This window comes from Pseudomonas sp. LBUM1641 (assembly GCF_059716235.1).
Map to the genome: position 1 here is coordinate 2,680,183 of NZ_CP166815.1, position 24,693 is coordinate 2,704,875.

Here is a 24,693-nt window from a genome sequence, read left to right on the forward strand (position 1 = left end):
CCAACAAAAAACAAGGATCGGTTCATGCTCTTCAACTTCCCGCGTACCTTGCTGGCAGCCACCCTGGCGCTGTCGTTCGCCATGCCGGCCTTCAGCGCCGAGCCCCACAAACAGATTCAGGCCGATTCCGAGCAGTACAAGGCCGATGCCTTGAAACTGTTGGAGCGCCTGGTGAATATTGATTCAGGCTCCGGCTACGAGCCGGGCCTGACCCAAGTGCGTGACATCGCTGTCGACGAGCTCAAGCAATTGGGTTTCAGCATCCAGTTGGTGCCGGATGCTGCGGCCCATAACAGCCATGTCATCGCCACCCTTAAAGGCACCGGCAAGGCCAAGATCCTGCTGATGGCCCACATGGACACGGTGTTCAAGGAAGGTTCGGCGGCCGCCCGGCCTTTCCACATCAAGGACGGTCGTGCCTATGGCCCCGGCGTGATGGATGACAAGGGCGGCATCGTCGCCGGCATCTACGCCTTGAAAGTCCTGAAAAACCAGGGCTTCAAGGACTACGCGCAAATCACTTTCCTGCTGGACGCCAGCGAAGAAACCGGCACCGATGGCGCTTCCGAGCTGATCCGCAACACCGCCAAGGGCCACGATGTGACCCTCAACCTGGAACCGGGTCGCCCGGCGGATGGCCTGGTGGTGTGGCGCAAAGGCAGCGCCACTGCGGTGGTCGAGGTCAAGGGCAAGGCCGCCCACGCCGGCGTCGCTCCGGAACTGGGCCGCAATGCCGCGATGGAAGCGGCGCACCAGATCTTGCAACTGGGCAAGCTGGGGGATGCCGAGAAGAAAACCACCATCAACTTCACCGTGATCAACGCCGGCGACCGGGTCAACGTGATCCCGGACCAGGCCACCGCCAAGGCGGACGTCCGGGCGGCGTTGCCGGAAGAGTTTGACCGGATCGAGAAAGACCTGGCGCGAGTCTCGGCCAACAAGCTGATCCCCGAGACTGAAGTGACCACCAGCCTGCACCGTGGCCTGCCGCCGATGCCGCAGACGCCGGAGTCGGACAAGCTGGTGGCTATCGCCCAAGGGATTTATGGCGAACTGGGGCGCAAGCTGACCATTGAGGGCAGCGGCGGGGCGGCGGATGCCAGCTTGTCGGCTGGTGTGGGTACGCCGACCCTGGACGGGTTCGGGATTGTCGGGGGCAATATTCATACGCCAGAGGAATATGCCGAGGTGGAGAGTGTGGCGCCGCGGATTTACCTGCTGAGCCGGATGATTATGGAGCTTTCCAAGCGCTAACTTAAAAACGCCACACCTCTAAATGTGGGAGCGGGCTTGCTCGCGAAAGCGGGGGACTGTCAGTTTTTTTGTGTGCGGGCCGGTAACGGCCTGCCGTCAGGCAGGCCGTGCTTTTACCAGGTTGGCCTGATAAATCGATCTCCGTACAGAATCGCAAATTGATTCATCGCACTTTTCCAGTCATGGGCCGCCGAGCCCCAGTTTGCAGTGATATTTCGCAGCCCGAGCCAGATCAGTTTGGTTGCCGCATCGTCGGTCGGGAAGTGGCCGCGAGTCTTGATGATCTTTCGTAGCTGAGCGTTGATGCTCTCGATGGCGTTGGTGGTGTAGATCACTTTTCGGATTGCTGGCGGGAAGACGAAAAATGGAATGACTCGATCCCAGGCCCTTCGCCAAGCAGCCACTACCGTCGGGTATTGCTTGCCCCAGGGCCCGGTTTCAAACGCGTCCAGCGCCTGTTCAGCCGCTTCGGCGGTGACCGCCTGGTAGATCGGCTTGAGCGCCTTGGCCAGTTCGCGACGCTTATCCCACGCTGCGTAATCAAGGCTGTTACGGATCAGATGAACAATGCAGGTTTGCAGTGTCGTCGCTGGAAAGACAGCGCCAAGGGCTTCTGGCATGCCTTTGAGTCCATCTGTCACGGCGATCAGTACATCTTCAATACCGCGTGTTTTGAGGTCGTTGAACACCTTCATCCAGAACTTGGCGCCCTCGGTATTTTCGATCCAAATGCCGAGAATATCCCGTGTGCCGTCAGGCAGAACACCCAGTGCCAAGTAGATCGCCTTATTACGCACCAGTCCTTCTTCGCGGATTTTGACCCGCAGGGCATCGAAGAAAATAACCGGATACATCGGCTCCAAGGGCCTCTGTTGCCATGCGCCGATCTCAGCCATGACCTCGTCGGTCACCGAGCTGATGAAATCAGGCGAAACGTCCGTACCGTACTGCTCGGAGAGAAACGCGCGGATCTCTCTGACCGTCATGCCGCGGGCGTACATAGCGATGATCTTGTCATCGAAACCGGTGTAACGGCGTTCGTGCTTGGGGATCAGAATGGGCGAAAAACTGCCGTCCCGGTCACGCGGAATATCCAGCCGGAGCGGCCCATCGCCCGTGAGAACCGTCTTGCCGCTTTTGCCATTACGCTGGTTGGTTTCATCCTCTGGGCGCTGCGCGCCCGGCGGATAGCCCAGGTGATGGCCGAGCTCGGCATTCAAGGCTCGCTCGATCAGAGCCTTCTTGAAAGCCGCTGAGGCGTCTTCGATGGCCTCGGCGGTCATCATGCCGTCAGCGAACTGCTCGAGCAGCTCTTTCGGGATTTTTGGTAGTTCACGCAGCGGTGGTTTCTTTTTGGTTGGCATACATGCACCTCTTGCTCATGGTATGCCCGAACACAAAATTTCTGACACCCCCGAAAGCGGTGGATCAGTCAACATCTCGTTAACTGATACACCGTCTTTCGCGAGCAAGCCCGCTCCCACATGGGTTCTGTGGCGTTTGTTGGATCAGTTTAGTGCAACCACTTCCCGCGTCTTCTCCCGCCCCAACACCAAACTGCACAACGCCGGCAAGAACAGCAACGTCAACACCGTCCCCACCAGCACCCCGCCAATCAACACATACGCCAGCGACGACCAGAACACCGACAACGTCAGCGGAATAAACGCCAACGCCGCCGCCAGCGCGGTCAGGATCACCGGTCGTGCCCGGCGCACCGTGGCCTCGATGATCGCTTCACGAATCACCATGCCCTGGTCCTGGTTCTGCCGAATCTGGTCGGTGAAGATCAGCGTGTTGCGCATCAAGATCCCGCCAATCCCGATCAGCCCCAATATCGCGTTGAACCCGAACGGCTGGTTGAACAGCAGCAACGTCGGCACCGCCCCGATCAGCCCCAACGGCGCGGTGGCGAACACCATGAACATCACCCCGAACGAACGCACCTGGAACATGATCACGGTCAACGTCAGCAGGATCATGATCGGGAACAGCGCCGCCAGCGCGACGTTGGCCTTGGCGCTTTCTTCCACCGGGCCGCCGATGACGATTTGATAGCCGGCCGGCAGCTTGGCGATCAAGGGCTGCAAATCCTTGTACACCGCCATTTCCACATCCGGCGGCTGGGTGCCGTCGACGATGTCGGCGCGCACTTCCACGGTCAGCGCACGGTTGCGGCGCTTGAGGATCGGTTCTTCCATCACCGCCTGGAAATGCCCGACCTGGGCCAATGGCACCGACACGCCGGCGCTGTTGGTCAGGGTCATGTTGTCCAGGTTGCCGAGGTCTTCGCGCTGGCTGCCCTGGGAGCGGGCGACCACTGAAACGGTGCGATTGCCTTCGCGTACTTCGGTGATCGGGTTGCCGCTGAGCAACGCATTGAGTTGGGATTTCACCCCGTCGGGGGTAAAGCCCAGCAGGCGCAGGCGGTCCTGGTCCAGCACCAGGCGATAGCTGCTGGCGCGCTCGCCCCAGTCGAGGAAGCTGTCGCGGGTGAGGGTGTTGGCGGCGACTACTTGGCGCACGTCTTCAGCCAGGCTGCGCAGCACATTCAGGTCGGGACCGGACACGCGAAACACCACCGGGAACGGCACCGGCGGGCCGAACACCAACTGGGTGACCCGCACCCGCGCCGATGGAAATTCGCCTGCCGCGATGCGTTCATCCATGCGTTTTTTCAGGGCGTCCCGGGCGTGGGCGTCGGCGGTCTGCACGATCAGCTTGGCGAAGGCCGGGTCTGGCAACTCGGGGTTCAGCGACAGGAAAAACCGCGGCGCACCACCGCCGACGTAGGTGTCGACCATCACGGTTTGCGGCTCCTCCATCAGCGCTCTTTCCACCTGCGCCGCTACCGCTTCGGTGCTTTTGAAGGCGCTGCCCGGCGGCATGTACACCTCAAGAATCATCTCGGAACGGTCGGAGTTGGGGAAGAACTGCTTCTTCACCACGCCCATGCCCAGGCCACACAACACGAATGCCGCCACCACCAGCCCGGTCACCCGCCAGCATCTGCGCACGCAAGCGTCCACCAGGCGGCGCAGTTTCTGGTAATAACGCCCGGCATAAATCGCATCGTGGCCGCCGGCAACCGGCTGGATGTGCGGCAGCAGCTTGACCCCCAGGTACGGCGTGAACACCACCGCCACCAGCCACGAGGCAATCAGCGCAAAGCCGACGATCCAGAAAATATTCCCGGCATATTCCCCGGCGCCCGAGCGGGCGAAACCCACCGGCAGGAAGCCGATAATCGTCACCAGCGTGCCCGTGAGCATCGGCGCGGCGGTGGAGCTCCAGGCAAACGTGGCCGCATGAATCCGGTCAAAACCCTCTTCGAGTTTGACCACCATCATCTCGATCGCAATGATCGCGTCGTCCACCAGCAGGCCGAGGGAAATGATCAGCGCGCCCAGGGTCACCCGGTCGAATTCGCGGCCGGTCATCAGCATGATCACAAACACGATCGACAGGGTCAGCGGCACGGCGGCCGCCACCACCAGCCCGACCCGGAACCCCAGGGCCAGCAGGCTGATGATCATCACCACTGCCAGGGCAACGAAGAACTTCAGCATGAACTCGTTGACCGCCAGGCTGATGTTTTTCGCCTGGTCGGAGACCTTGGCAAAGTTCACCCCCAGGGGCAGGTCGGCCTGGATTTTCGCTTCCTGGGCCTTGAGGGCCTTGTCCAGTTCCAGGCCGTTCCAGTGCTTCTCCATGATCACGCCAAGCATCAGCGACGGGTCGCCCTGATGGCGGATGCGGTAGCTGGGCGGGTCTTCATAGCCCCGGCTGACGGTGGCCACATCGGCGATGCGCAGCAGCTTGCCGTTGGCTTCCAGCGGGACGTTTTCGATCAGCGCCAGGCTGTCGAAAGCGCCATCGATGCGGGTATAGGCGCGTGCCCCGGCCGTCTCGACAAAGCCTGAAGGCGCTACGGCGTTCTGGGCGGCGAGGGCGGCGAAGATCTGTTCGGGCTTGATGCCCAACGTGGCCAGGCGCTCATAGGAAAACTCGACAAAGATCCGCTGCGCCTGCTCGCCAAGAATATTGACCTTCTTCACCCCCGGCAGATTGAGCAGGCCTTGGCGCATGTCCTCGGCCATCTGTACCAATTGCCGGTGTGGCAGGTGTTCGGCCTCCAGCGCGTACAGGGAAAAGTACACGTCGGAGTATTCATCGTTGAAGAACGGCCCGATCACGCCCTTGGGCAACTTCGCGGCTTCGTCGCTGAGTTTCTTGCGGGTCTGGTAGAACAGGTCCTGGATCTCGCTGGGGCGTGTGGACTCCAGGTACGTCATGCGCATCGAGACAAAACCCGGCTGGGCGATGGTTTCGACGCGGTCGTAGTAGTCCAGCTCCTGCAGGCGTTTTTCCAGGCGGTCGGCCACTTGTTCCTGCATTTCCTGGGCGGTGGCGCCGGGCCAGGCGGCGTTGATGGTCATGACCTTGACGGTGAACGAAGGGTCTTCGGCGCGCCCCAGTTTGCCAAAGGCAAAGACCCCGGCGGCGAGGATCGCGATGATCAGGAACAGCGTGACCGCGCGATGTTTGACCGCCAGCTCGGAGAGGTTGATCCCGCGCATTATCAGTGTTCCTGCTGACGGTTGAGGGCCAATACCTGGGCCGGCAACAGGCGTACCGCGTCACCGCTGTGCAGCAGATGAGCGCCAAGGGCGACGACCACTTGGCCAGGGCTCACGCCGCTGTCCAGCAAGGCGTCTTCCTGGCCGAGACTGGCGACGTTGACCGGGGCGAAGCTGACTTTGTCGTCGGCGCCAATCACCCACACACCGGTGCCCTTGCCGGCATCCTGCAATGCGCCGATAGGCACGCGGGTCTGTTGGGCCTGGCCGTTACCTTGCAGGCGCACGGTGATGGTCGAGCCGAGGGCGAAGCGGTCGACGGGGCCATGCAATACATAGCGGGCACGGTAGGTGCGGGTGGTCGGGTCGGCGCTGGCGGACAGCTCGCGCAAGGTGGCGGTCACGGCCTGTTCGGGGGCGCCGAAGGGGAAGGCCAGGGCTTTTTGCGAAGCCTGGTCGCGCTGGTTTTCCGGCAGGTTGACGATGGCTTCCCGGGCGCCGTCGTGGGCCAGGCGCGCAACCACTTGCCCCTCGGCCACCACTTGGCCGCGATCTACACGCACGTCAGTGATGATGCCGTCGCTATCGGCCTTCAGCACTGAGTAGGTGCGGCGGTTTTCGATCTGGCTGGCGTCGGATTGTGCGGAGGCCAGTTCGGCTTCGGCCACCCGCAGGTTGGTGGCGGACTGGTCGAAAATCTGCCGCGACACGGCGCCGGTATTCGCCAGGCGCTGGTAGCGGGATTCATCATCCCGGCGCTGACGCAGTTGCGCCTGGGCCGCATTGACGCGGTTTTTGGCCGAGCGCAGGGCCAGTTCGAAGTCGCCGATATCCAGCACCAGCAAGGTGTCGCCACGGCTGACGTGCTGGCCGGGATCCACCTTGCGCTCGATCACTTTGCCGCTGACGCGGAATCCCAGGTCACTTTCCGTGCGTGCAGCCACTACGCCGGTGTAGGCGCTTTGCTGGCTGCCGGCGGCTTCGACCTTGGCGGCGAGCACCGGGCGGGGCAGGGGCGCTTCGGCGACGGGGTCGGCCTTGTTGTTACAGCCGCTGAGTACCGCTAACAGGGCCAGGGGCGTGAGAAGACGCAGGGGAAGAGGGTTCATGTCGGGCTCCGTGGGGCGGGTGAGCGTGTTGGGTGATAAAAAATTACGTGCGTAATATTTAACGCCATATTATGGCCGAAATATAAAATAATCCAGCCCTCGTACTTCCGTTCTATAGGTAGGACGATCCAGGCCGATTTTGCCGTCTAGCGCTGAATTGGTATCGGATTTAAGGTGTATCCATTACTGGAGACACACATGAAAAAGATCATCGGCCTCTACACCAGCCCGCGCGCCCATTGGGTCGGCGACGGCTTTCCGGTTCGCACCCTGTTTTCCTACGACACCATGGGCAAGCAGATCAGCCCGTTCCTGTTGCTGGATCACGCCGGTCCTGCGGCGTTCACCCCGACCGAGCAACGTCGTGGCGTGGGCCAGCATCCCCATCGCGGTTTTGAAACCGTGACCATCGTCTACAAGGGCGAAGTCGAGCACCGCGATTCCACCGGCGCCGGCGGCACCATTGGCCCGGGCGATGTGCAATGGATGACTGCAGCCAAGGGCATCATTCACGAGGAGTTTCACTCCGAAGCGTTCGCCCGCAGTGGTGGCGCCCTGGAAATGGTCCAGTTGTGGGTCAACCTGCCGGCCAAGGACAAAATGACCGATGCCGGTTACCAGACCATCCTCGATGGTGATATCCCGACGCTGCCCCTGGCCGACAACGCCGGCAGCCTGCGCTTGATCGCGGGCGAGTTCGACGGGGTCAAGGGCCCGGCCCGTACCTTCACGCCGATCGACGTGTGGGACATGCGCCTCAACGCCGGCCGTTCGGTGACGCTGGACCTGCACGCCGGGCGCAACACCGCGCTGGTGGTATTGCGCGGCACGGTGCGGATCAACGCGACAGACGTGGCGCGGGAAGGGCAGTTGGCGCTGTTTGAGCGCGACGGCACGCAACTGCGCCTCGAGTCCAGCGACGATGCCATGGTGTTGTTGCTCAGCGGCGAACCGATCGACGAGCCCATCGTCGGCCACGGCCCGTTTGTGATGAACACCGAGCAGGAAATCCACCAGGCGTTTGCTGACTATCAGTCCGGGCAATTCGGGCAGATGCAGCGCTAGGGCGCTATACCCTCCAAAGGCATTTCATGCGATCTTCATGGCATTCGCCCTGGAGTCGCCTGGATGCCCTCATTTATTTCCGATCACCCGATGTTCTGTGCGTTGGCGCTGGTGCTGATCGACATTGCCGTATGGCGCTTGATCTCTGCCGATTTCGCCAATTGGAAGCTGGCGGCGCGGCTGGTGATCTTTGCGGTGTTCAGCGCCGTGCTGTTCAACGAAGGCATGAACCCGATGCAGGTCGCGCCGTTTGGCGACAACGTGGCGCTGCACCTGGCGGCGACGGCGTTTCAGATCGGCTGGTGGTTGTTCGCGGCACGCACCCTCACGGTATTGCTCGGCGCGGTGATGATGCAGCGGGTCGGCCACACCGGGCGGCTGTTGCAGGACCTGGTGGGCGCGGTGATCTTCCTGATCGCGATCATCGCAGCCATGGCCTACGTGCTCGACCTGCCGGTCAAGGGCGTGCTGGCCACTTCCGGCGCGGTGGCGATCATCGTCGGCCTGGCGTTGCAAAGCACCTTGAGCGACGTGTTTTCCGGCATTGTCCTCAACACCACCAAGCCCTACCAACTGGATGACTGGATCTCCATCGACGGCATCGAAGGTCGGGTGATCGACATCGACTGGCGCGCCACTCAACTGCAAACCTCCCAGGGCAGCCTGGCGGTGGTGCCCAATTCGTTGGCGGCCAAGGCCAAGATCATCAACTTCTCGCGCCCGGCGGATATGTTTGGTTTGTCGGTCAGCCTGCAGGTCAGCCCCCATGCGCGGCCGCAAACCGTGCTGGATGCTTTGGAGCGGGCGATGCAGGGGTGTCGGCCGTTGTTGGCCAAGCCGGCGCCGAGTGTGGCGTTCAAGACGTCGGCCAGTGGTGGGGTGGAGTATGAGATCAGTGGGTTTGTGCCGGCGATGGCGCTCAAGCGTGAGGTGCGTAACCAGCTTTATGATTTGGCGTTTCGGCATTTGCAGGCGGCAGGGGTGAGTTTGTTGTCGTCGGCCGAGAGTAATGCGCCGGCGGCGGTTTCTGGGGCTCGGGCGTTGTTGGAGAGCTCGTCTATTTTCTCGACGTTGAGGCAGGAGGAGAAGGAGACGTTCAGCCAGAACATGACGCTGCAGACCTTCCGCGCAGGGGAGATGATTTTGCCGGCGGGGGAGGTGAGTGATCACCTGTTTATCATTGAGTCCGGGGTGATCTCGGTGATGTTGACCAAGGCGGGGCACAAGTTTGAAGCCGGGCGGATGGGGCCTGGGGAGGTGATTGGTGAGGCCGGGATTTTGTCGGAGCAGGGTGTGCCTGCGGACTTTTCGGCGAAGACGTTTTGTACGTTGTATCGGATTGAGAAGGAGTATCTGAAGCCTTGTCTGGATGCTCGGCATGACATTAGTGAGGCGATGAAGAGTTTGTTGGATTTCAGGTTGCATGCGGCTCAGAGTTTGACGCAGGAGGCGCCTGTGGTACCGGTTAAGAAGGGGTTTATGCAGTGGCTGCGGAGTCGGGGCTGACGGGGTACATATCCGTTATTTAGGTAACGGCGGCTTATGGTTCCGCTCTTACAGCGGGTCACTTTTGACAAACGCCCGGAATGCCGGCCCAGCCAAAAGTAACCAAAAGGTCTTTGCCCCACCACTCGGTGCCTCGCCTAGGCTCGGCATGCCCGCACTCCGGCCCGTCTCCGCGGGCCGCCGCGACGGGCCATCCATGGCCCGGCGCGGCTAAATCGGCTTCCCTGCCGATTTACCCGCTCCACCGTGCCTACTTGCGGCCATCGTGGTTGACGGGGCCCGCAGATCAAGATCAAAAGCAGATCAAAAGCAGAGCACAGCGGCCTACCGGCCGGCTTGAGTGTTAAAAGCAAAAGCAAAGCCGCTTTTCTGTAGGAGCGAGCTTGCTCGCGAAAAACCTGAGACCGCCGCGTTGAATCAGGATGCCCGCGTCATCGTTAACGACCTTCGCGAGCAAGCCCGCTCCCACATTTGGACCGTGCCCACTTTAGCTTCTGATCTTGCTGTTGCTGTTGCTGTTGCTGTTGCTGTTGCTGTTGCTCCACCACACTCAAGCCGGCCTGTAGGCCGCTGTGCCCTTGATCTGCTTGTGATCTTGATCTTAGGCGCCCCGTTAAACCACGCTGGCCGAACGTAGGCAGTACGGAGCGGGTAAACCGGCAGGACGCCGGTTTAGCCGCGACGGGGCAGGGACGCCCCGTCGCGGCGGCCCGCTTCGTGCTGCCGGAGCTGAGGGCACTCCGAGCCTAGGCGAGGAGCCGAGTGGTGGGGCAAGAGCGTTTTGCTTACTTTTGCGCTGTTCAAAAGTGAGCCGCTGTAAGAGCGGAACCAATAGCCGCCCTGACCGCAGCAACGGATATGTCCCCCCCACCCGCCACCACCGATCAAACACCCCTTGCGACCCCCCAATTTCTTTGCTAGCTTCTTACAAAATGTTAACGATAACATTTGCTCTAAAAATAAAAACAAAACAGAGATCCCCACCATGAAAATGCTTCCGAAAACCCTGTGTTTGTTGGCTCTGAGCATCAATCTTGGCACCGCCGGCCTGGCACTGGCCGACACCAAACCCGCCCCCATCCGCATCGGCGCGTCCTTCCAGGAAATCAACAACCCTTACTTCGTCACCATGAAAGACGCCCTGCAGGAAGCCGGGGCGACCATCGGTGCGCAGTTGATCATCACCGACGCCCGCCACGACGTGTCCAAACAGGTCAGCGACGTCGAAGACATGCTGCAAAAGGGCATCGACATCCTGCTGATCAACCCCACCGACTCGGTCGGCGTGCAATCAGCCGTCAAATCCGCCCACGCCGCCGGCGTAGTCGTGGTCGCCGTCGACGCCCAAGCCGAAGGCCCACTGGACTCCTTCGTCGGCTCGAAAAACTTCGACGCCGGCTTCCAGGCCTGCGAATACCTGGCCAAGAACATCGGTGACAAGGGCAATATCGCCATCCTCGACGGCATCGCCGTAGTACCGATCCTGGAACGCGTACGCGGTTGCAAAGAGGCCGTGGCCAAGCACCCGGATATCAAGATCGTGAGCATCCAGAACGGCAAGCAGGAACGTGACCAGGCGCTGACCGTCACCGAAAACATGCTGCAGGCCCAACCCACCCTCAAGGGCATTTTCAGCGTCAACGACAACGGCTCCCTCGGCGCACTCTCGGCCATCGAAGCCAGTGGCCTGGACGTCAAACTGGTGAGCGTCGACGGCGCACCGGAAGCGATCAAGGCCATCCAGAAACCCGGCAGCAAATTCATCGCCACCTCCGCGCAATACCCCCGTGACCAGATCCGCCTGGCCCTGGGCATCGCCCTGGCCAAGAAGTGGGGCTCGCAAGTACCGGCCACGATCCCGGTGGACATCACCCTGATCGACCAGGCCAAGGCCAAGGATTTCAGTTGGTAAAACACCCAGGCCCCACGCCAGGCGTGGGGCACAGGTCATCCATCTGAATGCGAGGTCGGCGGTATGAGCAGTCTTCTGAAGCTGGAAAATATCTGTAAGCGCTACCCGGGGGTGCAAGCCCTCAAGGCGATCAACCTGGAAGTGCAGCGCGGCGAGATTCATGCCTTGCTTGGGGAAAATGGCGCGGGCAAATCGACCCTGATGAAGATCCTTGGCGGGGTCGAGCACCAGGACGAAGGGCAGATCCTGATCGACGGTGAGGCCCGGCAGTTCGCGACCTACCGTGATGCGATTGCCGCCGGTATCGGCATCGTGTTCCAGGAATTCAGCCTGATTCCCTACCTCACGGCAGTGGAAAATATCTTCCTCGGCCATGAGCTGAGCAACCGCTTCGGCCTGTTGCGCAAGCGCGAAATGGTCGTGGCGAGCGAGGCGTTGTTCAAGCGCCTCGGCGTCAGCATCGACCTGCAATGCGCGGTCAAGCACCTGAGTGTGGCCGAGCAGCAGTTCGTCGAGATCGCCAAGGCCCTCGCCCTGGATGCGCGGCTGCTGGTGCTCGACGAACCCACCGCCACGCTGACGCCGAGCGAAGCCGAGCTGCTGTTCGAGATCATGCGTGAGCTCAAGCGCCAGGGTGTGGCGGTGATTTTTATCTCTCACCATCTGGAGGAGATTTTCCAGGTGTGCGACCGCATCAGCGTGCTGCGCGACGGCGGCAATGTGGGCGTCACCGATGTGGCCGACAGCGATATCGACCGCCTGGTGGAAATGATGGTGGGCCGCCGCCTGGAATGCAGCTTTCCGCCCAAGCCCAGCAGCGAACGCGGGCCGCTGTTGCTGGAGGTCAAGGACATCCAGTTGGTGCGCAACGGCCCCCATAACCATTTTGAATTGCACAAGGGCGAGATTCTCGGCTTTGCCGGCCTGGTGGGTTCCGGCCGCACCGAATTGGCGCTGGGCATGATGGGCGCGCTGCCGTCGGTGAGCAAAGACGTATGGCTGCGCGGCGAAAAAATCACCCTCGACGACCCGGCCCAGGCCTTGGCCCATGGCATCGGCCTGCTGCCGGAAAGCCGCAAGACCGAAGGCCTGATCACCGACTTCAGCATTCGCGAAAACATCTCCCTCAACAACCTGCCCAAATACCAGAACGCCAGCGGCCTGATCGACAAGGACATGGAATGCGCCAGCGTCGAAGCGCTGATGCGCCAGCTGTCGATCAAGGCTCCCAGCGGCGAGAGCCGGGTGTTCAACCTCAGCGGCGGCAGCCAGCAGAAAGTCGTGATTGCCCGCTGGATCAACCATCACTGCGACGTGCTGGTGTTCGACGAACCCACCCGTGGCATCGACGTCGGTGCCAAGGCGCAGATCTACGCACTGATGCGCAGCCTCACCGAACAAGGCTACGCAATCATCATGATTTCCTCGGAACTGCCGGAAGTCATCGGCATGTGCGACCGCGTCGCCGTGTTCCACAAGGGCGCCATCGTCAAGGTACTGGAAGCGTCTGCCGTCAATCCTCAAGAGGTCATGCGCCATGCAACAGGGGGCTCAAGTGAATACGTCCATTAATGCCGTGGGGCCTGGCCGGCTGCGCCTGAACCTGGCGCGGTTGATTCGCTCACCGGCGTTTTATCCCTTTGTCGGGCTGCTGGTGGTGACGTTGGTGATGATCTTCGCCAGCGACAATTTCCTCACCGCCAACAACCTGTCAAACATTGCGCGCCAGGTGTCGATCAACGCGATTATCGCGGTGGGCATGACCTGCGTGATTCTCACCGGCGGCATCGATTTGTCGGTGGGGCCGGTGATGGCGCTGTCCGGCACCTTGACCGCAGGCTTGATGGTCGCGGGCTTGCCGCCGGGCCTGGCGATTGGCGCCGGAATGCTGGTCGGCGTGGCCTTCGGCATCGGCAACGGCTTGTTTGTGGCCTACCTGCACATGCCGCCGATCATCGTCACCCTGGCGACCATGGGCATCGCCCGCGGGTTCGGCCTGATGTACACCGATGGCTACCCGATTTCCGGTCTGCCGGAGTGGTTTGGCTTCTTTGGTCGCGAAAGCCTGTTCGGTATTTCGGTGCCGATCCTGATCATGCTGGTGACGTACCTGGCGGCCTATGTGCTGCTGCAACACACCCGCATCGGTCGCTATATCTACGCGATTGGCGGTAATGAGGAAGCGGTGCGCCTGTCCGGTGTGCGGGCGGCGCGCTTCAAGTTGCTGGTGTATGGCATCAGCGGTTTTACCGCCGCGATTGCCGGGCTGGTGCTGACCTCGCGCTTGATGAGTGGCCAGCCGAATGCCGGGGTGTCGTTTGAACTCGACGCGATTGCCGCCGTGGTCTTGGGCGGCGCCTCGATTGCCGGCGGGCGCGGGGTGATCGTCGGCACCTTGCTCGGCGCCATGCTGCTGGGGGTGTTGAACAACGGCTTGAACATGCTTGGGGTCTCGCCCTACGTCCAGAGCGTGATCAAGGGCGGGATCATTTTGCTGGCGATCTTTATCAGCCGTCAGCGCCACAAGTAAACCGGTTATCACCACGCGGCCATGGTGGCCGCGATGGGTTCTCTCATGCTCAAGAAAGGTCCGCACATCATGGAAAAGCACAACCAAATGCAAGCCGTCGTCTGCCACGGCCCGAAAGACTACCGCCTGGAACGCATCAGCAAACCCCAGGCGCGGGTCAATGAACTGGTGATCCGCATCGCCGCCTGCGGCATCTGCGCCAGTGACTGCAAATGCCACTCGGGCGCCGCGATGTTCTGGGGCGGCGACAACCCGTGGGTCAAGGCGCCGGTGGTGCCGGGGCACGAGTTTTTTGGCTACGTGGTGGAAGCGGGTGAGGGTGCCGAGGAACACTTTGAAGTGAAGGTCGGCGACAAGGTGATCGCCGAGCAGATCGTGCCGTGTGGCAAGTGCCGCTTCTGCAAGTCTGGCAAGTACTGGATGTGTGAAGTGCACAACATCTTCGGCTTCCAGCGTGAAGTGGCCGAAGGTGGCATGGCCCAGTACATGCGTATTCCCAAGACCGCTATTGTGCACAAGATTCCGGAGTCCGTGTCCCTGGAGGATTCGGCGCTGATCGAGCCGATGTCCTGCGCGATTCACACCGTCAACCGAGGTGAGATCCAGTTGGATGACGTGTTGGTGATTGCTGGTGCCGGCACCCTGGGCCTGTGCATGGTGCAGGTGGCGGCGCTAAAAACGCCGAAGAAACTGGTGGTGATCGACATGGTCGACGAGCGCCTGGAACTGGCGAAGCAGTACGGGGCCGACGTGGTGATCAACCCGTCGCGAGACAATGCTCGCGAAATCATCAATGGCCTGACCGACAACTACGGCTGCGACGTGTACATCGAAACCACCGGTGTGCCGGCGGGCGTTACCCAAGGCCTGGATTTGATCCGCAAGCTCGGGCGGTTTGTCGAGTTCAGTGTGTTTGGTGCCGAGACCAGCGCCGACTGGTCGATCATCGGCGACCGCAAGGAACTGGACGTCCGTGGCGCGCACCTGGGGCCGTATTGCTACCCGGTGGCCATCGACCTGTTCGAGCGCGGGCTGGTGACCTCCAAGGGCATCGTGACCCATGACTTCGGGCTGGATAACTGGGCCGAGGCGTTTGAACTGGCCAACTCGACCAAGTCGATCAAGGTGCTGCTGAAGCCGGTGGTCTGACATGAACTACGTAATGGGTGTGGACATCGGCACGCAGAGCACCAAGGCGCTGCTGGTGGATGCGGACGGCTTGATCATCGCCCAGCACAGCCAAGGGTATCGCGTGGATACCCCGAAAGTGCGCTGGGCCGAGCAGTGGCCGCAGGTCTGGCTGGATGCGGTCGAGGTCTGCGTCGCCCAGTGCATGGCGAAGGCCGGCGTCGCGAAAGAACAGGTCAAGGCGCTGTGCATCAGCAGCCTGTACGGCGGCTCCGGAATTGCCGTGGACGCGCAGATCACGCCGCTGCACCCGTGCCTGATCTGGATGGACCGGCGCGCGGGCGAGCAAGTGGTGTGGGTGCGCGAGCATGTGGACCTGGAGCGGCTGTTCGCGATTACCGGCAACTCGGTGGACAGCTACTACGGCTTCACCAAGATGCTCTGGCTCAAGCAGCATCAGCCGCAGGTGTGGGCCAACACCCGCTACCTGCTGCCGCCCAACAGCTATATCAACTATTGCCTGACCGGCGAGGTGGCGGTGGACCACAGCAGCGCCGGCAATATCGGCGGCGTCTACGATGTGGTGCAGCGTGGCTGGTCGGCCGAGATGCTGGCGGCGCTTGAGATTCCGTTGGCGATGATGCCGGAGCGCTTGCTGTATTCCGGTGAAGTGGTGGGCGGGTTACTCGAGGAATGGGCCCGGCGATTGGGCTTGTCGGCGGGCACGCCGCTCCTTGCCGGAGGCGTGGATGCAGCCATGGCTACATTGGCCGCCGGAGTGACGCGACCGGGCAATCACGTGGCGATGATCGGCACCAGCATGTGTTGGGGTTATCTCAATCAGCAGGTGGACGCGCGCCATGGCCTGGTGAGCATGCCGCACGTCTATAACGGCCATCAGGACCTGTACATCTTCGGCGGTGCGATTACCGCCGGGGCGTCGGTCAGTTGGTTTCGCGAGCAGTTCTGCCAGGCGGAAGAGCAGCAGGCCAGGGACACCGGCCAGGACAGTTTGTGGCTGCTGGAGCAGAGCGCCGCGAAGATCCCGGCGGGCAGTGAAGGGCTGTTGTTCCTGCCGTACCTCATGGGCGAACGCAGCCCGGTGTGGGATGACCGCGCCAGTGGCAGCTTTGTCGGGCTGAACCTGTATCACAGCCGTATCCACCTGTACCGCGCGGTGCTCGAAGGGGTGAGTTTTGCCCTGCGGCACAATATCGAAGCGGGCACCCGTGGGGCGCATTCCCTAGATCCACGGTTGATTGTGGTGGGTGGGGCGAGCCATTCGGATTTGTGGATGCAGATCATTGCGGACATCACCCACTACCCGGTTTACACCATTGTGCAAGAGGTGGAGGCAGCACTGGGCGCGGCGTTGTTGGCGGCCCATGCAGTGGGGTTGGTGGATGATCGGCAGATGGAGAAGGGCTGGGTGCAGTTGGAGCTGCGGGCGGAGCCGAAGGCTGAGAATACCCAGGCCTACGACCACTCATTCGCCAATTATCTTGAACTGTACCCGGCGCTGAAGTCACTGATGCACAGCCTGTAGGAGCGAGCTTGCTCGCGAGAAACGTTAACGATAACGAGTGCTTCCTGAAGGTACGCGGTGCCCTTGCGTTTTTCGCGAGCAAGCTCGCTCCTACAGGGGCTTCACACCCAAGGTTCCTGTGATGAACGCCACTTTTGATTTCACCCACCAGCGCATCCTCGTCACCGGCGCCAGCAGCGGCATCGGCCGGGAAATCGCCCTGCAACTGATCGCCAGCGGTGCCGAGGTTTTTGCGCTGGGCCGCGATGCCCAATCCCTGGCCCAACTCGGCTGCGCAACCCTGTGCCTGGACATCGCCAACAGCGCCGCCCTGGACCTGGCCCTGCAAGGTTTGCCGCCGATGCACGGCCTGGTCAACTGCGCCGGCATCTCTCGCCTGGAGCCGGCGGCTGCCATCAGCGCCGAAGCCTTCGACCAAGTGATGAACGTCAACGCCCGCGCCGCCGCCCAGGTCGCCAGCCGTATCGCCGCGGCAATGATTGAAGCCAAGATCGCGGGCAGCATCGTCAACGTTTCCAGCCAGGCCTCACTCGTAGCGTTGGACGACCACCTCGGCTACTGCGCCTCCAAGGCCGCACTGGACGCCATCACCCGCGTGCAATGCGCGGAATGGGGACGTTTCGGGATTCGCGTCAACAGCGTCAACCCCACCGTCACCCTCACGCCCATGGCGCAGATGGCCTGGTCGGCGCCCGCCAAGCGCGACCCGGCATTAGCGGCGATTCCCCTCGGGAGGTTTGCCGAAACGGCGGAGGTGGCCCTGCCGGTGCTGTTCCTGCTGAGCGATGCCGCCAGCATGATCAGCGGCGTCAGCCTGCCGATCGATGGCGGCTATACCAGCCGCTAACCGTTCTCCAGTTTGCCGGCGATCACGACTTTGTCCCGCGGTTTGTGCGGGTCTTCAAGGCGGTCCAGCAGCAGCCGCACCGCGCTGCTGCCGGCCAGTGATGCGTCGTGGGCCACGCAGGCAATCGGCACGCCGAAGATATCGGCGAAGGGCAGGCGGTCGATGCCGCAGATGGTCAGGCTTTCGTGGGGGATGTTGTGCATGCGCAACGCGCGCAAGGCGCCGAGGGTGATCAACTGGTTGAAGCCCATGATCGCGTCCGGCGCCGAGTGCTCGGCCAGGTAGTCGAGGGTGTGCAGGTAGGAGGGCATCAGCGTGTAGTCGCCGGCACATACTTCGACGTGCACCTGCGGGTGCTCGGCCAGTACTTCTTTCAAGCCCTTGAGGCGTTCCATGGTGATGCGCGAATGCTCCGGCCCGGTCAGCACCAGCAGGCGCTTGAGATTCGGGGTTTGCCGCACCAGGTACTGCGCCGCCTCGATGCCGCTGTGGTAGTTATCCAGCACCACGCGGCTGAACGGGCTCTCGTGGATGGTGCGGTCGAGCAACACCACCGGGGTCTTGCCGTTGCCCAGGCGCTCCAGGTAGTCCGGCTGGTAGCTGGGCTCGTCGGAGACCGGCGACAGGATGATCCCCGCCACGCGGTAGCCCAACAGGGTGTCGACTGCCTTGCTTTCCAGTTCTTCCAGCTCGTCGGTGTCCACCAGCATGATGGTGTAGCCGTGCTTTTTCGCCTCGCGGGAAATCGCCTTGATCATCTCGCTGTAGAAGGGGTTGTCCACCGAGGCGGTAATCACGCCGATGATCAGGCTTTCACTGCGCTTGAGCCCGCGGGCGAAGGCGTTGGGCACGTAGTCCAGCTCCCGCGCCACTTCGAGAATCCGCGCCAGGGTGGCGGGCTTGACCAGGTCGGGTTTGCTCAGCGCCCGGGACACCGTGATGGTGGTCATGTTGACCCGTTTGGCGATGTCGCTGATGGTGACGGATTTTTTCTTGTTCATCGGCAGGGGGAAACCAGGAGAAAACAACCTGAGGCTACCATGTGCACGGCTTCAAATCACCGGATCCCAGCGCTGCGACCAATCCTTTTCCGCCTCCACCACCGACCGCAGCAAGCTCAGTGCCTGCTGCAAAACCGCCGAGTCGCGCTCGCGGGAATACACCAGGTACGTCGGAAAGCTGAACTCCGGCGCCTTGGGTACTCGCTCCATCACGCCGCTGTCCAGGTAGCTCTGCACCACCCGCGTGCGAAAATACCCGGCGCCGCCGTTCTCCAGGATGTACTGCAACGCCAACGGCCCCAGATTGAAACTCAGGGCTGCGCGGGCCTTTTCCGGCAGCGCCGCGTCGTGTTGTTGGCGAAAGCCCTGGCCCCAGTCGATATACACGTAGGGCTCGGGCCGCGCCGCCAGTTGCACCAGGATCAGCTTTTCTTCCAGCACCTGCTCCACCTGCAACCCCGGCCAGTATTGCGGCTGGAACACCAAGGCGGCGTCCAGCACGCCCAGCTCCAGCTGACGCAACAGGTATTCGCCTTCGCGAATCTCGGTGCGCAAGGCATGACCGGGGATGTGTTCACGCAAGGCCTGGGCCCAGCCGAGCATCAACGGGTTGCACAGGCTGACTTCGCCACCGATGTGCAGCACGTTGCGGTAACCATCGGGCAACGGCAGGTCGCGGCGGGCGGCTTCCCAGGTTTGTACCAGCTGGTTGGCGTAGACCACGAAAGCCTCGCCGTCCGGGGTCAGGCGGGCACCGGCGCGGTTGCGCACAAACAGGGTGCTGTTGAGCTGGCTTTCGAGGTTTTTGACGCGGGCGGTGATCGCGGTCTGGGTGACGTGCAGCTTCTCGGCCGCCGCGGCGAGGCTGCCGCAGCGGGTGATTTCGAGGAAGGTGCGTGCCAGTTCGATGTCCATAAAAGCCCCTTGGATGATAGGAGGCATTGTAGGGGGTGATGATTGGAATACGGACAAAACTGTGGGAGCGGGCTTGCTCGCGAAGGCGGTGTGTCAGTCACCGGATGCCTTGACTGATACACCGCCTTCGCGAGCAAGCCCGCTCCCACAGTTTGATTGCATTTCAGGTTGGGGTTTTTGGGGCTTGCAGGTGCTCGGTCGGGAATGCCCTGGCATACGCCTGGCAAACCCTCAGCACCTGCTCATCCGCAAACCGCGCCCCCACCACATGCAACCCCACCGGTAAGCCATTCGCTGCCAACCCGCACGGCACCGACGCCGCCGGTTGCTGGGTCAGGTTGAAGGGATAGGTAAACGGCGTCCACTCCATCCATTCCCCAAGGCCTGAGCCCGGCGGCACGTTATGCCCGGCCTCGAACGCGGTGATCGGCATCATCGGCGACACCAGCACATCGTAATGTTCATGGAACGCCGCCATGCGCGCGACCAGCGCAGCCCGTGCTTCCAGCGCCGCACTGTAGTCACTGAGGCTGATCTGTTCGCCCAGTTGCGCAATGCGCAGCAACCCCGGGTCCATCAGTTGCCGCTGAGCATCGCTCAACGGTCCGGCCAGGCGTGCTGCACCGGCAAACCATAGGGTATTGAACACCTCCAGCGGATCACTGAACCCCGGATCAATCTGCTCTACATGGGCACCCAACTGCACCAGGCCTTCGACCGCTTTAGCAACGACCCTGGCCACTTGCGGGTCCACGTCCACATAACCGAAGTTCGGGCTGTAGGCGATACGCAGGCCCTTCAAGTCAGCCCCGGCCTGCAACCATGGCGTGGTCCGTGGCGCGCCGATCAACCCGTCCCGCGGGTCCGGCTGGGCGATGGTTTGCAGCATCAGCACCGAGTCTTCCACGGTGCGGGTCATCGGCCCCAGGTGGGACAGAATGGTCATCGAACTGGCCGGCCATTGCGGCACGTAACCGAAGGTCGGCTTGATGCCAAAGGTGCCGGTGAAGGCGCAGGGTATCCGGATCGAGCCACCGGCATCGCTGCCTTGGTGCAGCACGCCCAGGTTCAAGGCCGCCGCCGCACCGGCACCGCCGGACGAACCGCCCGCCGTCATGCGCGTGTCCCAGGGGTTGCGGGTAATCCCATACAACGGATTATCCGTGACGCCTTTCCAGCCGAACTCCGGCGTGGTGGTCTTGCCCAGCAGCACCGCGCCGGCCTTGCGCATGAAGGCCGAGAAGGGCGCATCCACATCCCACCGGCCCTCGGCGGACGTGGTGCGCGAACCCTTGCGCGTCGGCATGCCGATGGTCTGCGTCAGGTCCTTGATGGACGCCGGCACACCGTCCAGCGCGCCGCACGGCTGGCCCTTGAGCCAGCGCTGTTCCGAGGCTCGGGCCGCGTTCAAGGCGCCTTCCGGGTCGACGTGGCAGTAGGCGTTGACCGCCGGGTTGTAGCGTTCGATTCGCAGCAATGCATCTTCGGTGACTTCCACCGGCGACAGACTTTTATCCCGATAGAGAGCCAGCAGCTCAACAGCGGTCAGGTTGGCGATATCCGTCATGCCGCTTTAACTCCTTGCGCCGCGTTGACCATGGCCCGCAGCAACACGGCGCAGCCCGCTGCCAGGTCGTCCGGTGCGGCGTTTTCGATTTCGTTGTGGCTGATGCCGCCTTCGCATGGCACAAAAATCATCCCGGCCGGGCCCAGTTCGGCGACGAAGATCGCGTCATGCCCGGCGCCGCTGACGATGTCCATATGGCTCAGGCCCAGGGCGCTTGCACCCTCGCGCACGGCGTTGACGCAGGCGGGGTTGAAGTCCAGCGGCGGGAAGTCGGCAGTAGGCGTCAGTTCAAAGCTCAGGCCGTGTTGCTCGGCAGTCGCTTCGATCACCTGGCGCACTTCGTCGACCATCGCTTGCAGCTTGTCGGTGTGCAGGTGGCGCAGGTCGATGGTCATGTGCACTTGGCCGGGAATCACGTTGCGTGAGCCCGGGTGCAGGCTCAGGCAACCGACAGTGCCGCAGGCATGGGGTTGTTGTTCGTGGGCGATGCGATTCACCGCGCTGACCACTTGCGCCGCGCCTACCAAGGCGTCCTTGCGCAGGTGCATCGGCGTGGGGCCGGCGTGGGCTTCGACGCCGGTGAGGGTCAGGTCGAACCACTTCTGGCCCAGGCAGCCCATGACCACACCGATGGTGGTGGCCTGGTCTTCCAGCACCGGGCCCTGCTCGATATGCGCCTCGAAATAGGCGCCCACCGGATGGCCCAGCACCGCGCGGGAGCCGGCATAGCCGATGCGCTGCAATTCGGCGCCCACCGACAGACCTTGCTCGTCCTGCTTGTCGAGGGTTTCCTGCAAGTCGAATTTACCGGCGAACACCCCGGAACCCATCATGCATGGCGGGAAACGCGAGCCTTCTTCGTTGGTCCACACCACCACTTCGATCGGTGCTTCAGTCTCTATATTCAAATCGTTAAGGGTGCGGATCACTTCCAGGCCGGCCATCACGCCGTAGCAGCCGTCGAACTTGCCGCCGGTAGGCTGGGTGTCGATATGGCTGCCGGTCATCACCGGCGCCAGTGCCGGATTACGCCCGGCGCGGCGGGCAAAGATATTGCCGATGGCGTCGATGCTGACGCTACAGCCGGCCGCCTCGCACCATTGCACAAACAGGTCGCGGGCCTGGCGGTCAAGGTCGGTGAGGGCCAGGCGACATACGCCACCTTTTGGCGTGGCGCCCAGGCGGGCGAGGTCCATCAACGATTGCCACAAGCGGTCGCGGTTGATCAGCGGGGCGTTGCTCTGGAGCGGTTGCGCAAAACTATTCATCAGCAGTCTCCGGTCAGGCACTCAGGGCCAGGTAGCGGTTCTTGATCGTCGGGTCGGCGCGGAAGGCTTCGGCACTGCCTTCGTAGACCACGCGGCCTTGTTCGAGGACGTAATGGCGCTCGGCGAGCTTGTCGCAGACCATCAGGTTCTGTTCCACCAGCAGCACCGGCAGGCCGTCTTCCTTGACCTTGCGCAGGATCTTCACCAGTTCGTCGACGATCACCGGCGCGAGGCCTTCGGTGGGTTCGTCGAGGATCAACAGCTTCGGATCGTTGAGCAGGGCGCGGGCGATGGCGAGCATCTGCTGCTCGCCGCCAGACAGTGCGTGGCCGGCGTTTTTGCGGCGCTCCTTGAGGCGCGGGAACATGCCGTACACGTCTTCCATCTGCCAGCGGCTGGTCTTGCGCACCGCAACGCGCAGGTTTTCCTCGACGGTCAGCAGGCGGAAGATCCCGCGGTTCTCCGGTACCAGTGCCAGGCCCTGACGGGCGATTTCGAAGATTTTCTGCCCTACCAGTGGCTGACCGTTGAAGTGAATCTGGCCCTGGCGCGGGCAGATAATCCCGAGGATGCTGCGCAGGGTGGTGGTCTTGCCGGCACCGTTGCGCCCCAGCAGGGTCACCAGTTCGCCGGGATTGACGGTCAGGGACACGCCTTCAAGGACATGGCTCTTGTCGTAGTAGGAATGGATATTGTCGACGGTCAGCATCAGGCGGCTTCTCCCAAATAGGCGGTGCGCACGCGCTCGTCGGCGCGCACGAATTCCGGTGTGCCTTCCACCAGGATCTGGCCGTGGCTCATCACGGTGATGCGTTGGCTGATGGACATGACGATGCTCATGTTGTGCTCAATCAACAGCACGGTATGGTCGCGGCCGAGGTCGCTGATCAGTTGGGTCATGATCGGGATGTCGTCGATGCCCATGCCCGAGGTGGGTTCGTCGAGCATCAGCAGCTTGGGTTTGGAGCAGATCGACATGCCGACTTCCAGCACCCGCTGCTGGCCGTGGGACAACTCGCCGGCCAGGGTGTCGGCGCGGGCGGTGAGTTGCAGGCGTTCCAGCACCTGGTCGGCCATCTCCAGGTGTTCGCGCTTGCTGTCGACCCGGCGCCAGAAGTTCAGGGCGCGGGCACCGTCGCGGCCCTGGGCGGCCAGGCGCAGGTTCTCGCGCACGCTGAGGTTCTGGAACAGGCTGGTGAGCTGGAACGAGCGGGCCATGCCCAGGCCGACGCGGCCGTGGGCCGGTTTGCGCATCAGGTTCTTGCCGTCGAAATGAATCGCCCCGGCAGTGGCCTGGCGCTCGCCGGTCAGGCAGTGGAACAGGCTGGTCTTGCCTGCACCGTTGGGGCCGATGATGGTGTGGATGGTGCCGGCCTCGACCTTGAGGTTGACGCCGTTCACCGCGTGGAATGCGCCGTAGGCCAGTTCCAGGTTTTTGGTTTCCAACAGGATGCTCATGACAGCTTCTCCTTGCTCACAACGTCGGCCTTGCGGCTGCCGCGCACACGTTCGAACAGGGTCGACAAGCCGCCCCACAAACCGCCGCGCATGAAGATCACCACCAGGATCAGAATCACCCCCAGCAGCATCAGCCAGCGCGGCCACAGGTCAGACAGGAAGTCCCCCAGCAGCACGATGGAGCCGGCGCCCAGCAAGGAGCCGAACAGCGACCCGGTGCCGCCGACGATGGTCATGATCAGGATGTTCTCGGACATCGCCAGGTCGATGTTCGACAGCGGCACAAAGTGCAGCAGCATCGCGTACAGCGCCCCGGCAATCCCGGTCACGGCGCCAGACAGTATGAACACCAGGATCTTGAAGTGGCGGGTGTCGTAGCCGATGGCTGAAGCGCGGGTTTCGTTTTCGCGGATCGCCATCAGCGTGCTGCCGAACGGCGAGGCGATCACCCGGCGCGCGCCGATGAAGATCAGCAGGAACAGCACCGCGACAAACCCGTAGAACGCGCGGGCATCGGTGAGGGACAACAGTACCGTCTCACCGATGCGGATTTCCGGGCGCGGCACGCTGAGCAGGCCGTTGTCGCCGCCGGTCCAGTCGCTCAGGGTGTAGGCGACGAAGTAGGCCATTTGGCTGAAGGCCAGGGTCAGCATCACGAAGTAAATGCCGGTGCGGCGGATCGCCAGGGCACCCACCAGAAACGCCAGGAAACCACCGGCGACAGCGGCGCCCAGCAATGCGCTGAACAGGCCGAGTTGCAGGTGGATCATCAGCAACGCCGCGCAGTAGGCGCCGGCCCCGAAGAAGATGCCTTGGCCGAACGACAGCAGCCCCGTGTAACCCAGCAGCAGGTTGCAGGCGAGGGCGGCCATGGCAAAGATCAGGATCTCGGTGGCCAGGGTCGCCGAGGGCAAAATCAACGGTAAGCCGATCAATACCGCCAGCACCAACAGCAGCATGTAGCGCGACTGGGTTTTGGCGAACGGCAGGGGATTTTTCTCGCTCAT

The 24,693-nt window shown here is 62.4% G+C and carries 19 protein-coding genes; 9 read left to right on the top strand and 10 right to left on the bottom strand.

Annotated features, from left to right (window positions below; all coding sequences use genetic code 11):
* Positions 1 to 24: 24 nt before the first annotated feature.
* On the top strand, positions 25 to 1,254 hold the full coding sequence (locus ACA046_RS12330) for a M20/M25/M40 family metallo-hydrolase (RefSeq protein ID WP_497676640.1): 1,230 nt from the start codon (positions 25 to 27) through the stop codon (positions 1,252 to 1,254).
* Between the two features lie 113 nt (positions 1,255 to 1,367).
* Here ACA046_RS12330 and ACA046_RS12335 read toward each other — a convergent pair whose 3' ends face one another.
* The 3 genes from ACA046_RS12335 to ACA046_RS12345 form a co-directional block, all read right to left on the bottom strand.
* On the bottom strand, positions 1,368 to 2,618 hold the full coding sequence (locus ACA046_RS12335) for an IS256 family transposase (protein WP_497674398.1): 1,251 nt from the start codon (positions 2,616 to 2,618) through the stop codon (positions 1,368 to 1,370).
* Between the two features lie 144 nt (positions 2,619 to 2,762).
* Positions 2,763 to 5,834, bottom strand: a complete 3,072-nt coding sequence (locus ACA046_RS12340) for an efflux RND transporter permease subunit (protein ID WP_497676641.1) — start codon at positions 5,832 to 5,834, stop codon at positions 2,763 to 2,765.
* 2 nt (positions 5,835 to 5,836) lie between these two features.
* Positions 5,837 to 6,943 carry an efflux RND transporter periplasmic adaptor subunit gene (locus tag ACA046_RS12345; RefSeq protein WP_497676642.1) on the bottom strand — a complete coding sequence of 369 codons (1,107 nt, stop codon included), beginning with the start codon at positions 6,941 to 6,943 and terminating at the stop codon, positions 5,837 to 5,839.
* A gap of 198 nt (positions 6,944 to 7,141) precedes the next feature.
* Between ACA046_RS12345 and ACA046_RS12350 the strand changes: the two genes are divergently transcribed.
* The 8 genes from ACA046_RS12350 (at position 7,142) to ACA046_RS12385 (ending at position 17,477) form a co-directional block, all read left to right on the top strand.
* Complete coding sequence (locus ACA046_RS12350; RefSeq protein WP_076015699.1) at positions 7,142 to 8,008, top strand: pirin family protein; 867 nt, start codon at positions 7,142 to 7,144, stop codon at positions 8,006 to 8,008.
* A gap of 63 nt (positions 8,009 to 8,071) precedes the next feature.
* Entirely contained in the window at positions 8,072 to 9,514 is a 1,443-nt protein-coding gene (locus ACA046_RS12355) for a mechanosensitive ion channel domain-containing protein (protein WP_459028017.1), read from the top strand.
* A gap of 985 nt (positions 9,515 to 10,499) precedes the next feature.
* Positions 10,500 to 11,426 (top strand): substrate-binding domain-containing protein, encoded by a 927-nt coding sequence (locus ACA046_RS12360; protein ID WP_003215780.1) that lies wholly within the window; start codon positions 10,500 to 10,502, stop codon positions 11,424 to 11,426.
* 63 nt (positions 11,427 to 11,489) lie between these two features.
* A complete protein-coding gene (locus tag ACA046_RS12365) occupies positions 11,490 to 12,998 on the top strand; it encodes a sugar ABC transporter ATP-binding protein (protein WP_497676643.1) in 1,509 nt (502 codons plus the stop codon).
* Positions 12,964 to 13,956 carry an ABC transporter permease gene (locus ACA046_RS12370; protein WP_177021686.1) on the top strand — a complete coding sequence of 331 codons (993 nt, stop codon included), beginning with the start codon at positions 12,964 to 12,966 and terminating at the stop codon, positions 13,954 to 13,956. Before ACA046_RS12365 ends, ACA046_RS12370 begins: the two co-directional genes overlap by 35 nt.
* A gap of 69 nt (positions 13,957 to 14,025) precedes the next feature.
* Complete coding sequence (locus tag ACA046_RS12375; protein WP_421526031.1) at positions 14,026 to 15,105, top strand: alcohol dehydrogenase catalytic domain-containing protein; 1,080 nt, start codon at positions 14,026 to 14,028, stop codon at positions 15,103 to 15,105.
* 1 nt (position 15,106) lies between these two features.
* Positions 15,107 to 16,630 carry an FGGY-family carbohydrate kinase gene (locus ACA046_RS12380; protein WP_497676644.1) on the top strand — a complete coding sequence of 508 codons (1,524 nt, stop codon included), beginning with the start codon at positions 15,107 to 15,109 and terminating at the stop codon, positions 16,628 to 16,630.
* 121 nt (positions 16,631 to 16,751) lie between these two features.
* Positions 16,752 to 17,477, top strand: a complete 726-nt coding sequence (locus ACA046_RS12385; RefSeq protein ID WP_318303947.1) for an SDR family oxidoreductase — start codon at positions 16,752 to 16,754, stop codon at positions 17,475 to 17,477.
* Here the strand turns inward: ACA046_RS12385 and ACA046_RS12390 are convergent.
* From ACA046_RS12390 to ACA046_RS12420, 7 genes are all read right to left on the bottom strand, one after another.
* On the bottom strand, positions 17,474 to 18,478 hold the full coding sequence (locus ACA046_RS12390) for a LacI family DNA-binding transcriptional regulator (protein ID WP_459028025.1): 1,005 nt from the start codon (positions 18,476 to 18,478) through the stop codon (positions 17,474 to 17,476). The genes ACA046_RS12385 and ACA046_RS12390 overlap by 4 nt on opposite strands.
* A 51-nt stretch (positions 18,479 to 18,529) precedes the next feature.
* Complete coding sequence (locus ACA046_RS12395; RefSeq protein ID WP_497676645.1) at positions 18,530 to 19,393, bottom strand: LysR family transcriptional regulator; 864 nt, start codon at positions 19,391 to 19,393, stop codon at positions 18,530 to 18,532.
* 163 nt (positions 19,394 to 19,556) lie between these two features.
* A complete protein-coding gene (locus tag ACA046_RS12400) occupies positions 19,557 to 20,960 on the bottom strand; it encodes an amidase (RefSeq protein WP_497676646.1) in 1,404 nt (467 codons plus the stop codon).
* The gene (locus ACA046_RS12405; protein ID WP_497676647.1) at positions 20,957 to 22,228 is read right to left on the bottom strand and encodes a Zn-dependent hydrolase; all 1,272 of its coding nucleotides are present in this window, start codon (positions 22,226 to 22,228) and stop codon (positions 20,957 to 20,959) included. The genes ACA046_RS12400 and ACA046_RS12405 overlap by 4 nt, the downstream gene beginning before the upstream one ends.
* Positions 22,229 to 22,241: 13 nt before the next feature.
* Entirely contained in the window at positions 22,242 to 22,937 is a 696-nt protein-coding gene (locus ACA046_RS12410) for an ABC transporter ATP-binding protein (RefSeq protein ID WP_497676648.1), read from the bottom strand.
* Positions 22,937 to 23,686: an ABC transporter ATP-binding protein gene (locus tag ACA046_RS12415; RefSeq protein WP_167665587.1), complete on the bottom strand. Its 750-nt coding sequence runs from the start codon at positions 23,684 to 23,686 to the stop codon at positions 22,937 to 22,939. The genes ACA046_RS12410 and ACA046_RS12415 overlap by 1 nt, the downstream gene beginning before the upstream one ends.
* Positions 23,683 to 24,693 (bottom strand): branched-chain amino acid ABC transporter permease, encoded by a 1,011-nt coding sequence (locus ACA046_RS12420; protein WP_497676649.1) that lies wholly within the window; start codon positions 24,691 to 24,693, stop codon positions 23,683 to 23,685. Before ACA046_RS12420 ends, ACA046_RS12415 begins: the two co-directional genes overlap by 4 nt.

Coding starts and splice junctions, on each gene's coding strand:
- ACA046_RS12405 (WP_497676647.1), bottom strand. CDS start 22,228: ATGAATAGTTTTGCGCAACCGCTCCAGAGCAACGCCCCGCTGATCAAC.
- ACA046_RS12375 (WP_421526031.1), top strand. CDS start 14,026: ATGGAAAAGCACAACCAAATGCAAGCCGTCGTCTGCCACGGCCCGAAA.
- ACA046_RS12365 (WP_497676643.1), top strand. CDS start 11,490: ATGAGCAGTCTTCTGAAGCTGGAAAATATCTGTAAGCGCTACCCGGGG.
- ACA046_RS12330 (WP_497676640.1), top strand. CDS start 25: ATGCTCTTCAACTTCCCGCGTACCTTGCTGGCAGCCACCCTGGCGCTG.
- ACA046_RS12335 (WP_497674398.1), bottom strand. CDS start 2,618: ATGCCAACCAAAAAGAAACCACCGCTGCGTGAACTACCAAAAATCCCG.
- ACA046_RS12415 (WP_167665587.1), bottom strand. CDS start 23,686: ATGAGCATCCTGTTGGAAACCAAAAACCTGGAACTGGCCTACGGCGCA.
- ACA046_RS12340 (WP_497676641.1), bottom strand. CDS start 5,834: ATGCGCGGGATCAACCTCTCCGAGCTGGCGGTCAAACATCGCGCGGTC.
- ACA046_RS12410 (WP_497676648.1), bottom strand. CDS start 22,937: ATGCTGACCGTCGACAATATCCATTCCTACTACGACAAGAGCCATGTC.
- ACA046_RS12390 (WP_459028025.1), bottom strand. CDS start 18,478: ATGAACAAGAAAAAATCCGTCACCATCAGCGACATCGCCAAACGGGTC.
- ACA046_RS12350 (WP_076015699.1), top strand. CDS start 7,142: ATGAAAAAGATCATCGGCCTCTACACCAGCCCGCGCGCCCATTGGGTC.
- ACA046_RS12385 (WP_318303947.1), top strand. CDS start 16,752: ATGAACGCCACTTTTGATTTCACCCACCAGCGCATCCTCGTCACCGGC.
- ACA046_RS12355 (WP_459028017.1), top strand. CDS start 8,072: ATGCCCTCATTTATTTCCGATCACCCGATGTTCTGTGCGTTGGCGCTG.
- ACA046_RS12420 (WP_497676649.1), bottom strand. CDS start 24,693: ATGAGCGAGAAAAATCCCCTGCCGTTCGCCAAAACCCAGTCGCGCTAC.
- ACA046_RS12400 (WP_497676646.1), bottom strand. CDS start 20,960: ATGACGGATATCGCCAACCTGACCGCTGTTGAGCTGCTGGCTCTCTAT.
- ACA046_RS12345 (WP_497676642.1), bottom strand. CDS start 6,943: ATGAACCCTCTTCCCCTGCGTCTTCTCACGCCCCTGGCCCTGTTAGCG.
- ACA046_RS12395 (WP_497676645.1), bottom strand. CDS start 19,393: ATGGACATCGAACTGGCACGCACCTTCCTCGAAATCACCCGCTGCGGC.
- ACA046_RS12380 (WP_497676644.1), top strand. CDS start 15,107: ATGAACTACGTAATGGGTGTGGACATCGGCACGCAGAGCACCAAGGCG.
- ACA046_RS12360 (WP_003215780.1), top strand. CDS start 10,500: ATGAAAATGCTTCCGAAAACCCTGTGTTTGTTGGCTCTGAGCATCAAT.
- ACA046_RS12370 (WP_177021686.1), top strand. CDS start 12,964: ATGCAACAGGGGGCTCAAGTGAATACGTCCATTAATGCCGTGGGGCCT.